Origin of the sequence: Candidatus Cyanaurora vandensis (genome assembly GCF_013285555.1) — a bacterium.
Taxonomy (GTDB): Bacteria; Cyanobacteriota; Cyanobacteriia; order Gloeobacterales; family Anthocerotibacteraceae; genus Cyanaurora; species Cyanaurora vandensis.
Map to the genome: position 1 here is coordinate 1 of NZ_JAAXLT010000111.1, position 13928 is coordinate 13928.

The window sequence follows — 13928 nt, forward strand, 5'->3', positions numbered from 1 at the left end:
CCCCCGTACCGAAAAAACCACCCCGGCTCCGGCCTTGGTGCAAGCCACCCTTGCTCATGAGGAAACCGCTCCTACTGAGACCGACGAAGAAACTAACACCGACCCCGCCCTGCGTCCCCAGCCTCCAGTCCGCCGGAGCATCCAGACCCCAGCGGCGCGGGTCCCGCGCACAGCTGCTGCCACGGAAAATACCCGTGGTCGGCGCACCAGCACCAGCACCAGCAATACCCGGACTGAATCCCGTCGTCAGGGGAACGCCGTGGGTAATAGTGGCGGCGGTGCCAGCTACCGTGATCTTGAGGAAGCCGGGGCGATTGACCCGCGTTGGGCCGTCCTCCTCGAAGCTAAGAAAAAGCTCGAACTCAAGGTCTGATTCCCCTAACTAGATCCTGCCGACGGTCAGGACTGCTGGTCTCAAGTCCCCTAGATAGTTAAGTCTAGGGGACTTGTTTTATTTTTTGATTTGGGGATTAGCTTGACCCCGGTCTGGAGTAGTTAATATACTAGGGGACTGTCGCCCAAGCAAAATTCATGCCAACCATCGCACAACTCGTGCGTCAGGAGCGTTCTAAGCTCCGTACCAAAACGAAGTCTCCCGCTCTCAAAGCCTGTCCGGCGCGGCGTGGGGTATGTACTCGTGTTTATACCACCACCCCCAAGAAGCCCAACTCCGCTCTCCGCAAGGTAGCCAGGGTCCGCTTGACCTCCGGGTTTGAGGTGACGGCCTATATTCCAGGGATTAGCCATAACCTCCAGGAACACTCCGTCGTCATGCTCAGGGGCGGTCGGGTCAAGGACCTGCCGGGCGTGCGTTATCACATCATCCGGGGCACCCTCGACGCGGCTGGCGTTAAGGACCGCAAGAATAGTCGTTCCAAGTACGGCACCAAACGCCCTAAACCCGGTCAACCCGCTGCGGCTGCCGGTAAAAAACGTTAAGTAATCGAGGAATTTGGGATGTCTAGACTACGCGCAAGGGCAATTCAACGGGCGGTGGGTCAAGACCGCGACCGGGTTATTGCCAAATTCAAACGCCCCCTGTTACCCGACCCGGCCTACAATTCACGGCTGGCGACCATGATGCTCAACAAACTCATGGTGAGTGGCAAAAAAGCGACCGCCGAGCGACTCCTGTATGGTGCGTTCCAGAAGATTCAAGAGAAGACGGGTAAACCGCCAATCGAAGTCTTCAACAACGCCATTCGTAACGCCACGCCTCTAGTAGAAGTCAAAGCTCGTCGGGTCGGTGGGGCGACCTATCAGGTCCCGGTGGAAGTGCGCTCCGAGCGGGGCACCTCCATGGCCCTGCGCTGGTTGGTGGATGCAGCCCGCAAACGGCCCGGTAAGTCCATGATTGACAAGCTCTCCAACGAGATCCTGGACGCTTCCAACGAGGCTGGTAACGCCATCCGTAAACGGGAAGAGACCCACCGGATGGCAGAGGCTAACAAAGCCTTTGCTCACTATCGGTACTAAAACGCCGGTACGCGCTGCTGGCTCAGCCAGTACTGATGGATGCGGGGAGCCACGCCAGTGGCTTGAGCAATGACCTCACTCGGGGAAATTCCCGCTAAGTAATTGCCACACAAAAAGAGCCCCGGCATTTGCTGGAGTCCACTTTCAATCTGGGCTACCTTTTGCGGGTGGCCTAGACAGTATTGGGGCAGACTGGCTGGGCGGCGGTGGCAGTCAATCAGGCGGGGTTCTTGGCGCATCTTAAATATTTTTTGTAGATCACAGTGGGCGGCGCGGACCAAATCCTCTTCTTCTAGCTCTTGGGCTTGGGGGTCCGCAGCTCCGCCTAAAAGACAGGTAATCAAGTGCCAACCCGCCGGGGCGCGGCCTGGAAATAAGCTGGAGGACCAGATTCCCCCTAGAGTGTTGAGTCCTTGACCCTTGGGAATGAGATGGCCCCAACCTTCTAAGGGATGATTTAACGTGGCCTGGGGATAGCCCAAGGCCACGGTCACGAGGGGCGGATAATAGATGCTCAAAAGTTTGCGGGCAAGGGCAGCATGGAGCGGTTTAAGGAGGTTGCCGCTGCTATAGGCGGGGGTGGCGAGGACCAAGACCTCAGTACGGAGGGATTCGCCCGTGGTGGTGAGCAATTCATAGCCTCGGTCCAGCTTTTGTAGACGCAGGACGGTTTGGTTGGGCGTAAAGCTCTGTTTGAGTTGCAGGATGAGGGTCGTAATCAGTTGTTGGAGCCCTTGGCTGAGCGAGACAGTGGGCGTAAAGACGGTCTTCGTTCCCACCAGCCAAGCACGCAGGACACTGCTGTGTTTCCGCTCCTGGGCGACACAGGTTTTGAGGATGGCTTCAGCACTGAGTTGACCGGGGTCCCCGCCGTAGACGGCCTGGATAATCGGCGCACAGATAATTTGGGCTACCTCTTCGCCAAAACGACGGGTGACAAACTCAGTGACAGTCTCCTCGGTCTGGCCCGGTTTGACAAATACTTCGCTCAGACAGCGTAGTTTTGCTAAGGGAGTTAACAAAGGCGTAGTCAGGAGGGCGGATATTTGGTCCGGGACAGGCTGGAGCCGATTTTGACGCCAGAGATAGCGCACGGGCTTGACTGTAGCCGATACAAGTTGGTCGGCTAATCCCAATTCGGTCAGTAGGTTCATGACTTGGGGGGTAGCGAGTAGATCGCCGAGTCCCCGCTCAACGAGGAACCCTCCTTGATTAACTGAAAAAATCGGACCCTGGGGACTGGGCTCCAGGACACAGACCCGTAGACCCAACCGCTGTAGACGATACCCCAGGACCAGACCGGATAAGCCCGAACCGATTATCACAACATCGGCAGAAAGCTCGCTCACCAGGGGTGTCCAAATAGCTTCCTGATCCTAGCACCTGTCCTCAGGGATCAACTGAGACCCCACCACTATGAGGTCTTCTGGAAAAGAGCGTGGAGATAAGTCCGGGCGGCGCGGCGGTCGCCGCCGCTATTTTGCAGTAAAAAGAGTGAGACAGCCGCTGTGAAGACCCGGTTCTGGTCCCAGTCAGCGTGATTTTCAAGGTAGTGCTGGAGAGTGTCGTGGAGTTCCTCAGGGATTTCAGCCAGGACACTGACCATGGAGCTTTGCATAACTGGTCTCGAACGCTACGTGCCTATTATTGATAGCGGTCTGGAACGGGGCCTGTCAATCGGTCTTCTTAACCTGGGCTTCACCTAAGACACTGAAAGTTTTACGGTCTGTCCGTATCTTTGAGGCTATTTTCGTAATATTTCGCCATGATTACTTGTTGAGAAAACTCGCAAGAGTTGCCCCTTTTATTTCCGCAAAAAGAACGCTCAACGTACTTTATCTGTGGAAAACCTGTGGAAAACCTGGGGATAAGTCGGGGGTTTCTCCCCAACCAGCCCCTATTGTTAAAATTTGTAACAACTTAGGCTCCAGTTAAGCGGCGGATCTCGGCTTCGGCAGGGAGATTAGCCCCGGAACTGCCCAGCTTCAGGGTTTGGGTCTTCACGCCAATACGAACGGTCTTCGTCGTATCTGGGGAGAGGGTCCCGGTCTGCTTGAGTTCAAGAGCCGCCCGGTCGAGGGCCAGGGTGAGGGTGGTATTGCCGAGACGTTGGGTCATCTGACGGGCTAGGGTCAGGGTGTGGGCGGCCTGCTGGGGGTTGTGGCGAGCCTGTTGGGTGGCCTGTTGGACTAGGGCGTCCAGATTGCGCTGTTGGACATAGCCCATTACCTCGGTGTCTATCTGTCCGGTCACAGCCGGGTCGTCGCTGAACTCCACCACCACGTCCTGAACCTCCGTTGTGCCTGTTTGGTCAAGGCCGGGGACGGTATAGCTAAAACTGAGTTGGGCCAGCCGCACTCGCATCACGGAGCGGGTGGGCAGGGAAAATTCCAGGACGAACAGGCTGGGTTCGTGGGCATCCAGATTACCCAGGGGTACGGGGCTCAGCGCGGGGTCTACTTCGGCTTGAAAGGGGTAGACCCTAGTGATCCGGTCCAGCGTGACATCGCGCACGGTGCGGACTTGGAGAGTGAGCCCGGTGATTACCTCTTGGCTCATCGCCTGCCACTGCTGAGCGAACCACTGGGGTAGTTGACTGACCGATATGCTGGGGGGTTGGGCGGCTCCGAGAACGACATGGACGGGTTGGCCCTGGGTCTGGGCCGCGAGATCAGCGAGTAAGTCCTCGTTGTATTCACTCCCCACGCCCACGGTGGTGATAGCGATATTTTGGTAGGTGAACTGGCGGACTAACTCGCGGCAGTGGGCTTCATCCTGGGTCTGACCATCGGTGAGGAGGACGACCCGGCGGTTAGTGGGGGTGGTGACGCGGTTGAGTTCCTGGAGGGCCAAGCGCAGGCCCTGGCCCATCATGGTGCCCCCGGAGAAATGTTTGAGGGCCTCGACCTGTTGGTGGAAGCGGTCACGGGCAGTGGCGATGCCCAGAGGCGCGACGACGCTCGCCTTATCGTCAAAACGGACCAGCGCGAACTGGTCCTTGGGGGTCAAGTCCGTGAGGTCCGCGACCCCATGGAGCGCGGCGAGGAGGAGGTCCTGTTTGGTTTTACCGCCGATGGCTTCTTCGTACAGTCGCCCATCCACCTCGACCATCCGTCCGGTGGTCTGGTCGGGCAGAGTGACGAGTTCACGCATCGAACCACTGGTATCCACTACGAAAACTAGGGCGACGGGGGGACGGCAAGTGCGGATTTGGGCTTGGGCCTGGACTTGGACTAACAGAAACAGCTTCTGGGGGACGGGGCACTGAGCCTGGAGGTAGGGGCGGTGGGGTGTAATGCGGAGGTCGAGCATCGGGTGGTCCTGGATTACTGCTTAAGTTGCCCTCGCACTTGGCTTTACCCCCAGGGAGCGGGCTGATAGGATGGCAAGGAAAGCTGGGACACATCATGTTGACGGTGAATTTCTTTTTAGCTGTGGGGGCCGCGCTTTTTTGTATTGGCATCTACGGGTTGGTGACCAGCCGTAATGCGGTGCGAGTTTTGATGTCCATTGAACTCCTGCTCAACGCCGTCAACTTAAATTTCCTTGCTTTCTCCAGCTATGTGGACCCGGTTAATATACGGGGACAGCTATTTACGATTTTCATTATCGCGGTGGCGGCGGCGGAGGCAGCGATTGGACTCGCGATTGTGTTGGCGATTTACCGCAACCGCAACACGATTGACATGGAAAACTTTAATTTGCTCCGTTGGTAGGCCGAGACTACAGGTTGACTCCCGGCCCGAAACGAGGCCAGGGCAATTTGTTAAGACCTTGACATAACAGAAGTCCTACCAGCACCAGCCCCCCACTCACAAGCTGTAACCCTGTGGGCATCTCTCCTAACAGGAAGTAAGCTCCGACCGCACCCACGGCAGGCACAAAAGAACCCGCCAAGGCCGCATCCAAAACAGTCGCTCGCCGCAAACCCGTAAACCAACACAGTTGAGCCAGAGCAACAAAGAGACTTCCGTAAGCCAACATCCACTGCCACAACAACGGCGAGAGGACATCGGCAAAATGGGGCGGCCCATAGAGCCAGAGCGCGGCACTGAAAAATACACCTGCTCCTACCCCAGTCCGCAGGACTAAGTAAACGCCAGCGGGTACCGCCGTCAAAAATCTTTTACTGAGGATAGTTGCCACCGCCACTGTGACCGCTGCTAGGACCGCTAGAGCCTCGCCCGTCCCCACTTGAATCAGGTCCGCCATCCTAAAAGACTGGGTATTGCCACCGGGTAACAAGAGGGGGATCAGTGCCCCCACGGAGCAAACCAGCCCTCCCAGCAATTGCCGAGCGTTAAGCCGCTCCCCCAGCAACCACACTGAGAGGGCCAAGAGGATCGGGGTCTCGATCCGGCTGACAAAGAGGACGCTACTTACCTGCGCTAGGCTCAAGGCTTGAAAGAGCAACGAGTGTGCGAGCGCACCCCCGAGAATGGCGACGACTAGTAGTACACCCCAAGCGCGGCGGGGTAGCTGTTGGAGGGTGTTCAGCGTCCACTGTTTACGGTAGATGAGCAAGAAGACGGGCAGGGCACAGATGTTCCCCACAAATAGCACGTTACAGAGAGAGACGGCGTTGCGTTCAGGGAATTGGGCACCGAGTTCGACGATTTTCCGCACGACCGGGCTGGCACTCCCAAAAAGGATGACGGCTAGCCACAGGTAGGCTTGTCCGGGTAAACGCTGTCTGTTCGGCATATCCATAATTCTTTTACGGGATGGCAGGGGCTACTGGATGGATTTTAAGTAGTAGGTCCGCTAGTTTTTGTCCTCATTAATAAGTTTAATAGCAAGGAACTTTAAGACACCATGAGTAATTGCCTAGTGTCCCTGTCAATGAGAAAATAAGAGAGGCGAGGCGAGTTAACTATGGAACAGCAAGGATTCTGAGACTGGCAACAACGACAGCAGCGATGAGCTGCGCAAAAATGCTTTCTAACCCAGCTTGACGCGCTGATTTCCTGGTCTCGCCCCTTACTCAATCAACATCAACAGCCTAAAAAGACTAATGCCGGTCATAAGCTAACCGACACCAACGCTAACTGCGTCCCGGCGGCGAGGAAGTCCAGGAGTTCGGTTAACCATTGGGGGCTTTGTTCGTGGTGACTGAAGGGCTTGTGAACGGCGTAGTGCTGCAACAATTTGAGGGTGGGTATCCTCAGCCATAATCCGGTCTACGGTCTGGAGGCCTCTGAGGACAAAGGGCAGGTCCTCTAGGTTGCCGATGGGGGTAGGGACAATATAGAGCAGGGGTTGCATAGTTCTAGGTTAGCCCGTGGGGATCGTAAGCACCTTCATTAGGTCAACAGTCACCCCCGGCGGGCGAACACTGAGCTGAGCTGAGCTGGGATCAACCGAGACGTTCCGAAGTCAACTTTGCCCTGCCGGGAGTAAACAACGAGCTTCAATAAGGTCAATAATGAGCTTTTAAGCGTCGATAGATACCTTCTTAGGATGAAAGTTGAGCTGAATTAAGGTCAAGCGACACCTGCTGAGGGGCAATTAAGACCTTCTCCAAGGTTAATCGAGACCCGCAGTAGGTCAATGGATACCTGCTGAGGATCAGTGCAGTACAACTAGATAAGAGAGGTTCAGCCATGAAGATCACTGTTGACCTATCCCTTGATACCGAAGCACAGTTGCGTGGGCGCATCGCTCGTGGCGATGCTGAGGCTGTCCGCGCTCTATTGGTAGAAGCTCTCACCCCGACCGTACTAGCTCTATTACGGGAAGCACCCTCTAGCTTCTCGGACGACACCTTCGAAACGATGGCGGACCAACTTGCTGACGAACTATTTGTAAGTTTTGGGCTAAACGTCTCGCCGCTTTCAGATTACGCGGTCAGTCGTGCCGGGATTTACGAGGATCATCCTTAGCGATGGTGTATCTTATAGACACCAACGTGCTATTGCGGTTCGTAGACCGTACCCAACCGCTGTACCCAATCGTTCGCAACGCTGTTCGTCAACTCCGCACCGACGGACATAGCTTACAAGCCACACCATAAAACTTTATTGAATTTTGGAATGTTGCAACACGACCAACTATAAAGAACGGGTTCGGGCTAGGTCTAACGGATATTGAGCGACTCTTACGCCGTGTAGAGCAAATTTTTCCCTTGCTCCCAGATTCACCTGCTATCTACCTAGAGTGGCGACGGCTCGTAGTTTCCTTCAGGGTTTCAGGAGTCCAGGTACAGGATGCTCGCCTTGTTGCTGCGATGATTGTTTACGAGGTAACGCATATTCTCACCTTTAACACCGTTGATTTCATTCGTTATGCACCAATAGGGATTGTTGCGGTAGGATCCGGTAACCGTGTGAATAGGGTTAAAACTTAGCTCTACCCGCCAGGATGTGTGAACAAAGCTGGTGCTAGGCGGTTTTGCAAAGAAGCAAAATTACTTGACTTGCAGCTATCAAGAGTTTCGAGATTGCAAATTCGGGAGCTAATGGTGGTAAGGGTCCAACTGGTCCATCATTTGTACCTATTGCGATGGAACTTAAGGAAGTGGTTTTTCATGAAAGTTCGGTTACTGCCACCGTTTATTGGTCAGTTTCGACCAAAAATGGAACCCTTCCAGGAGGGTATTGTACGGTTTTGGTTATTGCCGAACTCTAGACTTTACGGGCTGATTAGCACGTAACTTTTCACCACATATCAAACTCATTCCCCAATTACGCCCGTGTGAACAACCGATAGTATAGACCTGTACTCAACTCCTTGAGCGGGAACAGGAAGTAGGTCAGAGGATTGATGGTAACAACAATATCCCGACAGTCGCGCTCAGCCCAAAAGAGGAAGCCACGAGCGACTTGGGCGGCGGACATGACGCCTTGGGGATTGAGGGCACTTTTGAAGGGGCCGAGGATGAGTTTGCGGAGGGTGCAGCGACTAGCCAAGCGTTTGAGGGTGATGAGTTCGCCCAAGCTGCGTTTACTTAGTTCGTACAAGGGGCTGAGAGCCGGGGAGACTTCAGCTTCGGAGGTATTGACCCAGATTTCTTTGGTGGCGGGGGCCATGGGTCCTTCGATAGTGCTGAGAAATAGGTCAATCAGGCGCAGGGTGGAGAAGGTGTTGACTTCATAGGAGCGGTGAATCGCTGCGGGAGTCCGGTCACTGTGGACATTGACCCCGTGGTTGGTGATTAGGATATCACACGGGGCGAGATGTGCCCGTAGGCTTTCCTCTTCGCCCAACCGCCAGGGAATGACCTTGACCCCAGGGAGTTCGAGGTTATCTGAGGTAGTAAAAGCCACCACCCGTGCCCGTCGCGCTAGGAGTTCGGTAATCAAAGCTTGACCCAGGGCACCGGAGGCGCCGGTAATCGCCACGGTTTTACCCTTGAGGGAGAGGGCCGTCCCCAGCACCCGGTCCACCAGCGTGAAGACCCCGCTGTAGTAGGCGTTGGGGTTATCGAAATGATGCCGCCAATGATAGGCCCGGTTCACCCACCAGGGCGCGGGCGGAGCCGTGAGTGGTCCCGGCAGGTGGTTGAAATCCGTCTCTACAGTTTTAAAAAGGTACAGCCGCGCTCCTCCTAGCAAAAAACCCAGGGCATAAACTACTCCCAACCATAGCCCCGGTACCCCACTCACCACCGCCACCACGGTCAAGACGACTACCAGTAGTGCAGACTCCAGAATGTCGTGGTAGAGTTGCGCTTTTTGGTAGAGTTCTACCGACACTAAGGAGAGGTCCCGGCGGTAGGCTAAGTGGTGCCAGTTGTGTAACTTGGTCAGCCCCGGGACCCGGTGGCAGAGGACGTGATAGCCGTCGCGCACCACTTCAGCGAGGAGGAGCGCGAACAACCCCCAGAGGACAAAACTCAACCAAAAGGTCATGGGCCAGCCGCTTCACACCTGTTTACTTTACTCCGCCTGTGCCTTTCTGGAATTGTTGCACCAAATCGAGGGCTACCTGCAAGCGTGGGATTACGGCTTGGCGTTGGTGCAACAGGAGGGCCAGAGGTGCAAGTTCTAGACCCCGGGGCGTCCCGGTCAGAGCAATCCTGAGGGTCTGCATCACCGGGCCATTTTTGAGGCCGAGGGTCTTGGCGAGGGTCTGGAGTTGGGCCTTGAGTTCCTCGACTTGGGGCGGGTCTTGAAATAACGTCAGGAGGGCAAGGAGAATCTTGGGGGCTTCGGGTTTGAGGAGAACTTGCAAGCCTTCATTCGTGAAGGCCACGGGTTCAAAGAGAGGACGGGCAACCCGTGCGGCTTCATCCATCCGGTTTAGCCCCTCACCGACCAACTGGGCGCAACGGGTCAACCAAGCCGCGTCCTCGGGTTGTTTCGGTAAGTCGTAGCCCACTTGGGTCCAAGTCTGGACGAGCCGCTGGGTCAGGTCTTCAGGCTTGAGCAAACGCAGATGTTGACCATTGAGCCAAGTAAGTTTATCCCAGTCAAAGCGGGCCGGGGACTTACTGACTCGTTCAAACCCGAACATTGCGTAGGCTTCTGCCAGAGAAAAAATCTCGTGGTCCGACGGCGGCGACCAACTCAACATCGCCAAGTAATTAATCAGCCCCTCGGGTATAAAGCCCAAATTTTGGAAATCCGCCAGCGATGTCGCCCCGTCACGCTTCGAGAGCTTCTTCCCCTCGGGGTTGTGGATGAGCGGCAGGTGGGCAAACTGCGGTAGGGGAGCTGCGAGGGCTTCATAGAGGAGGATTTGTTTAGGCGTATTACCCACATGGTCATCCCCGCGAATGACATGGCTAATCTGCATATCCCAGTCATCCACAACCACGGCGAAATTGTAGAGCGGTCCCCCATCAGCGCGGGCAATGACCATATCCCCGCCGAGATCCTGGGTCTGCCAGACCACTTCGTCCTGCACCAAGTCCGACCAACGCACCGTGCGTGGTTCCTCAATTTTGAAGCGGACTACGGGTTCACGCCCCTGGTCCCGAAACGCCTGTTGTTGGGCCACAGTCAGGTCCCGATGGCGGTTGTCGTAGCGGTTCGCCTGTCCGAGGGCTTTTTGGCGGGTGCGGAGATCGTCGAGTTCTTCCGCCGTACAGAAGCAGTAGTAGGCTTGACCAGCCGCAAGTAGTTGCTGAATCACGGTTTGGTAACGGTCTAGGCGTTGGGTCTGGTAGTAGGGACCTTCATCGAAATCCAGACCCAGCCAAGTCAAGCCCTGGATGATGTTGCGGGTGTACTCTGGGCGCGAACGTTCCTGGTCCGTGTCCTCAATGCGGAGAATAAACTTCCCCCCCTGACTACGGGCGAATAAATAGTTGAAAAGGGCGGTGCGAGCCGTCCCGATGTGCAAGTTCCCCGTGGGACTCGGCGCGATGCGTACCCGTACACTCATGACCCAGACCTGATGGTAATGGTAGGATCTTATCCTTTTGGTAAAACTTACTCCCCTAGTTTGTGGGTTGAGTTTAGGGCCGGTTTGCGGTGAGGGTTTTGCGCGGGGGTTCAACCTGGCCTTTGCCTAAAGCCTGCACCGCTCCCCAAAATGCAAAAAGGCGATGGCAGCCACCCACTACCGTGTCGGTGGCTTTTCCTATCGCTCAACCATTGCTCAGGCGTAGGTCATGGTGCCCCCTGTCGGCCCTCGTTACGGCCCTGGGTCAAGAAATGGTTGACTGCCCCGGCGTAGTTGCTGCGGCCTACACTCGCGGCAACATCCCGGTTGTTTTGCAAGTACCAGGAAGACCAGAAGTCCGCTGAACCGCGCCGTCCTTCATTGACCCCAGCCTGGAGCCAGTGGTCTAGGGCTTGCTCGTTGGTGTAACGGGCCAAGTCCGGATTATTGGCGACGTAATAGCGAATATCGAACACCAAGGAGCCGCGCCGTCCCTCACGGATACCGGCGGTCAGCCAATGCTTAAGGGCTTCTTGAGGACTGTTACCCAGGTTTTGGCGTAAATCATAGTTGGTGTCCAGGTAGTAACGCGCATCGAAGGCTAGGTTACTGGCCCGGGGATTGCCTGGGTTAACGGGACCGCCGCTATTCCCCCCACTATTGCCGCCGCCCGCGCTCGGTGCCCCTTTACGTCCCTCTTGAAACCCGTCGTTGACCCAATGCTCAATCGCCCCGGCGTAGTTGTTGGCTCCGACGTTGTTTGCCACATCTAGATTGGTCTCCAGGTACCAAGCAGGCCAGAACTCCGCCGAACCCCGCCGCCCCTCGCGGATGCCGTCCTTAAGCCAGTGACGAGCCGCCCGTTCGTAATCACGCCCGCTACTGCGGCGGAGATCGGCATTGGTGGCGAGATAATATTTGACATTGAAGACTCGTGAGCCGCGCCGTCCTTCTTTCAATCCAGTGTTGAGCCAATGGGTGCGGGCTTTGGGGTAGTTGTTGCCCATACTCCGCCGCAGGTCGTCATTGACCTCTAGGTAGTAGCGGGCATCGAAAATCAGGTCACTCGCCAAAGGATTGTTATTTACACCACCCGCGCCGCCAGACCCCGGCGCACCGTCACGGCCCTCACGCAGACCCGTGTTTAGCCAATGGGTGATCGCTCCAGCGTAATTGTTACGACCGACGCGCTGAGCAACGTCCCGGTTGTTTTGCAGATACCAAGAGGGCCAAAAATCGGCCGAACCGCGCCGTCCCTCCGCTAGACCGTTGCTCAGCCAGTGACCCATGGCGGCTTCGTAATTTTGACCATAGGTTTGGCGCAGGTCAGCGTTGTATTTCAGGTAGTAGCGCACGTCGAAGACCCGTGAACCGCGCCGCCCTTCTTGGATGCCCTTACTCAACCAATGGGCACGGGCCCGCTGCTCGTTGTTATTGAGGGACTGGCGGAGGTCGGGGTAAGTATCGAGGTAGTAGCGGGCATCAAAGGTATAGGTTTGTAAAAAACTATTGCGGTCCTGTAACAGTGACTGGGCTTGGACCGGGGGGAGCAGGAGCGCGGGACTCAGACTGTACAACAGCAGGGACAAGATAACTGGATTCAACTGTTTCACGGACTTTGTACCTTGCTACCGAGATAGTTCATTATGTGTGTTTCCGTACAAAAGAAACTAACGGCTCAACGCAAATAAATATTCAACTAATCGTAAGGGCCACGGATTGATAGAGGGTAGTCCGTTGCTGAGGGGTGCGTCCGGCCTGGATAATCGCTTGCATGAGGTCCTGGACGTCCAGGCAAGTTCCGCCTTGAGCTCCCGCCATGCTGGTGATATGTTCTTCCATTAGTGTCCCGCCGAGGTCATTGCAGCCCCAGTCCAAGGCTTCACGGGCACCCGCTAGAGTGAGCTTGACCCAACTGGGTTGGTGATTGACCACCCACCGCCCCAGGAATAACCGCGCTACCGCCATAGTTAACAGAGCATCAGCCAGGACGGGCTGGTCGCGCCCGACCCGGTGTCTGAGGCTCGGGGGGGCTTGTTCACCAACGTAGGGGAGCAAGATAAACTCCGTGAAGCCCGTTACCCCAGCGGCCCAAGCACTCTGCTGAATAGCTTTGAGGATTCCCAAGTGAATTACCCGTTGCGCTAAGTTCTCGATATGGCCCGACAAGAGCGTGCTGGTCGTGGGTAAGCCCATTCGGTGCGCGGTTTGAACCACGTTGACCCAACCCTGGGTATCTAATTTCTCTGGACAAAGACGGCGGCGCACCGGCTCGTAGAGAACTTCAGCGGCAGTCCCCGGCAGGGAACCAACCCCGGCGGCTTGGAGTTCCTCTAGTACTTGTTCCAGACTAATCCCGTCCTCCGTGGCGACGAAATCTACTTCCTGAGGCGAGAACGCGTGGATATGCAAGTGGGGGAAGTGGTCCTTCATCGTCCGCACAAGTTTTAGGTAATAAGTCAAGCTAGACCCACCGATTTTGGCAGCGGGATTGAGTCCACCCTGCATACAGATTTCCGTCGCACCCAGGGCTATCCCTGCCTGAGTCTTAGCTAAGACTTGCTCAAAGTCTAACCAGTAGGCCCCGTCCTCCCCTTCATCCCGACGGAATGCACAAAAGGAGCAGTGCTGGTTACAGATGTTGGTGAAATTGATGTTGCGGTTGACCACGTAGGTCACGGTATCACCGACAAGCTCAGAACGCATCTGGTCCGCTGCGACCCGAATTTCAGCAATCGCCTGAGCATCCCTCTGGTTCATTAAAAAATATGCCTCCGCCAAGGTCAACCCCTCGGGCTGGAAACTATGGCGGAGGACTTGGGTGAGTTGCATGGTCAAAACTGCTGCTGGACTTCTTCAAGGGTATGGGTCTGGGCACGCGTCGCCTCCCAATAACTCACGCGGGTCTGGCGTTTATAGATGTAGGGCCGTTGGCGACGCACCAGCAAGGCAAAGGGACCCGAGAAAATCAGGTAGAAAACCTGGAGAATGAGCCGCGCCATAAACTCGCCCACCGGCTGGATAAAGCGCAACCAAGCCAACCAAGCGGGCGGGTAGAGCCAGCGCAATAAGAGCAAGACCACCGAGAGCGCGACCAGGAAACCGACGATATACCAATGCACAAG

General features: G+C 56.0%; 14 protein-coding genes. 5 read left to right on the plus strand and 9 right to left on the minus strand.

Annotated elements, in window-relative coordinates; genetic code table 11:
* The 3 genes from HFM78_RS07830 to rpsG form a co-directional block, all read left to right on the plus strand.
* On the plus strand, positions 1 to 373 hold a 373-nt coding region (locus tag HFM78_RS07830; RefSeq protein ID WP_287128875.1), incomplete at its 5' end, for a hypothetical protein.
* 158 nt (positions 374 to 531) lie between these two features.
* A complete protein-coding gene (gene rpsL, locus HFM78_RS07835) occupies positions 532 to 939 on the plus strand; it encodes a 30S ribosomal protein S12 (RefSeq protein ID WP_287128876.1) in 408 nt (135 codons plus the stop codon).
* A gap of 18 nt (positions 940 to 957) precedes the next feature.
* A complete protein-coding gene (gene rpsG / locus HFM78_RS07840; protein WP_287128877.1) occupies positions 958 to 1476 on the plus strand; it encodes a 30S ribosomal protein S7 in 519 nt (172 codons plus the stop codon).
* Here rpsG and hemG read toward each other — a convergent pair.
* The 3 genes from hemG to HFM78_RS07855 form a co-directional block, all read right to left on the minus strand.
* Positions 1473 to 2825 carry a protoporphyrinogen oxidase gene (gene hemG, locus HFM78_RS07845; RefSeq protein WP_287128878.1) on the minus strand — a complete coding sequence of 451 codons (1353 nt, stop codon included), beginning with the start codon at positions 2823 to 2825 and terminating at the stop codon, positions 1473 to 1475. The two genes, rpsG and hemG, sit on opposite strands and share 4 nt — an antisense overlap.
* Positions 2826 to 2890: 65 nt before the next feature.
* The gene (locus HFM78_RS07850; protein WP_287128879.1) at positions 2891 to 3094 is read right to left on the minus strand and encodes a DUF2811 domain-containing protein; all 204 of its coding nucleotides are present in this window, start codon (positions 3092 to 3094) and stop codon (positions 2891 to 2893) included.
* A 302-nt stretch (positions 3095 to 3396) separates the two neighbouring features.
* A complete protein-coding gene (locus tag HFM78_RS07855; RefSeq protein ID WP_287128880.1) occupies positions 3397 to 4788 on the minus strand; it encodes a VWA domain-containing protein in 1392 nt (463 codons plus the stop codon).
* Between the two features lie 95 nt (positions 4789 to 4883).
* Here HFM78_RS07855 and nuoK point away from each other — a divergent pair, with 95 nt between their 5' ends.
* Positions 4884 to 5192, plus strand: coding sequence for an NADH-quinone oxidoreductase subunit NuoK (gene nuoK / locus HFM78_RS07860; RefSeq protein WP_396033075.1), 309 nt, complete (start codon positions 4884 to 4886; stop codon positions 5190 to 5192).
* 7 nt (positions 5193 to 5199) lie between these two features.
* On the opposite strand, the gene HFM78_RS07865 is transcribed toward nuoK, so the two are convergent.
* Positions 5200 to 6180: a DMT family transporter gene (locus tag HFM78_RS07865; protein ID WP_287128881.1), complete on the minus strand. Its 981-nt coding sequence runs from the start codon at positions 6178 to 6180 to the stop codon at positions 5200 to 5202.
* Between the two features lie 899 nt (positions 6181 to 7079).
* Here HFM78_RS07865 and HFM78_RS07870 point away from each other — a divergent pair.
* Positions 7080 to 7358 (plus strand): hypothetical protein, encoded by a 279-nt coding sequence (locus tag HFM78_RS07870; protein ID WP_287128882.1) that lies wholly within the window; start codon positions 7080 to 7082, stop codon positions 7356 to 7358.
* 801 nt (positions 7359 to 8159) lie between these two features.
* On the opposite strand, the gene HFM78_RS07875 is transcribed toward HFM78_RS07870, so the two are convergent.
* The 5 genes from HFM78_RS07875 to HFM78_RS07895 form a co-directional block, all read right to left on the minus strand.
* Complete coding sequence (locus HFM78_RS07875) at positions 8160 to 9326, minus strand: bifunctional sterol desaturase/short chain dehydrogenase (protein ID WP_287128883.1); 1167 nt, start codon at positions 9324 to 9326, stop codon at positions 8160 to 8162.
* Between the two features lie 22 nt (positions 9327 to 9348).
* Entirely contained in the window at positions 9349 to 10803 is a 1455-nt protein-coding gene (gltX, locus tag HFM78_RS07880) for a glutamate--tRNA ligase (RefSeq protein WP_287128884.1), read from the minus strand.
* Positions 10804 to 11030: 227 nt separating this feature from the next.
* On the minus strand, positions 11031 to 12416 hold the full coding sequence (locus HFM78_RS07885) for a hypothetical protein (RefSeq protein ID WP_287128885.1): 1386 nt from the start codon (positions 12414 to 12416) through the stop codon (positions 11031 to 11033).
* Between the two features lie 82 nt (positions 12417 to 12498).
* Positions 12499 to 13635, minus strand: a complete 1137-nt coding sequence (gene cofH / locus HFM78_RS07890; protein WP_287128886.1) for a 7,8-didemethyl-8-hydroxy-5-deazariboflavin synthase subunit CofH — start codon at positions 13633 to 13635, stop codon at positions 12499 to 12501.
* A gap of 2 nt (positions 13636 to 13637) precedes the next feature.
* Positions 13638 to 13925, minus strand: coding sequence for a hypothetical protein (locus tag HFM78_RS07895; RefSeq protein WP_287128887.1), 288 nt, complete (start codon positions 13923 to 13925; stop codon positions 13638 to 13640).
* Between the last annotated feature and the right edge of the window lie 3 nt (positions 13926 to 13928).

Excerpts from the sequence above, each read along its gene's own strand:
- rpsL (WP_287128876.1), top strand. The coding sequence starts at position 532 with ATGCCAACCATCGCACAACTCGTGCGTCAGGAGCGTTCTAAGCTCCGT.
- rpsG (WP_287128877.1), top strand. The coding sequence starts at position 958 with ATGTCTAGACTACGCGCAAGGGCAATTCAACGGGCGGTGGGTCAAGAC.
- HFM78_RS07850 (WP_287128879.1), bottom strand. The coding sequence starts at position 3,094 with ATGCAAAGCTCCATGGTCAGTGTCCTGGCTGAAATCCCTGAGGAACTC.
- HFM78_RS07855 (WP_287128880.1), bottom strand. The coding sequence starts at position 4,788 with ATGCTCGACCTCCGCATTACACCCCACCGCCCCTACCTCCAGGCTCAG.
- nuoK (WP_396033075.1), top strand. The coding sequence starts at position 4,884 with ATGTTGACGGTGAATTTCTTTTTAGCTGTGGGGGCCGCGCTTTTTTGT.
- HFM78_RS07865 (WP_287128881.1), bottom strand. The coding sequence starts at position 6,180 with ATGCCGAACAGACAGCGTTTACCCGGACAAGCCTACCTGTGGCTAGCC.
- HFM78_RS07870 (WP_287128882.1), top strand. The coding sequence starts at position 7,080 with ATGAAGATCACTGTTGACCTATCCCTTGATACCGAAGCACAGTTGCGT.
- HFM78_RS07875 (WP_287128883.1), bottom strand. The coding sequence starts at position 9,326 with ATGACCTTTTGGTTGAGTTTTGTCCTCTGGGGGTTGTTCGCGCTCCTC.
- gltX (WP_287128884.1), bottom strand. The coding sequence starts at position 10,803 with ATGAGTGTACGGGTACGCATCGCGCCGAGTCCCACGGGGAACTTGCAC.
- cofH (WP_287128886.1), bottom strand. The coding sequence starts at position 13,635 with ATGCAACTCACCCAAGTCCTCCGCCATAGTTTCCAGCCCGAGGGGTTG.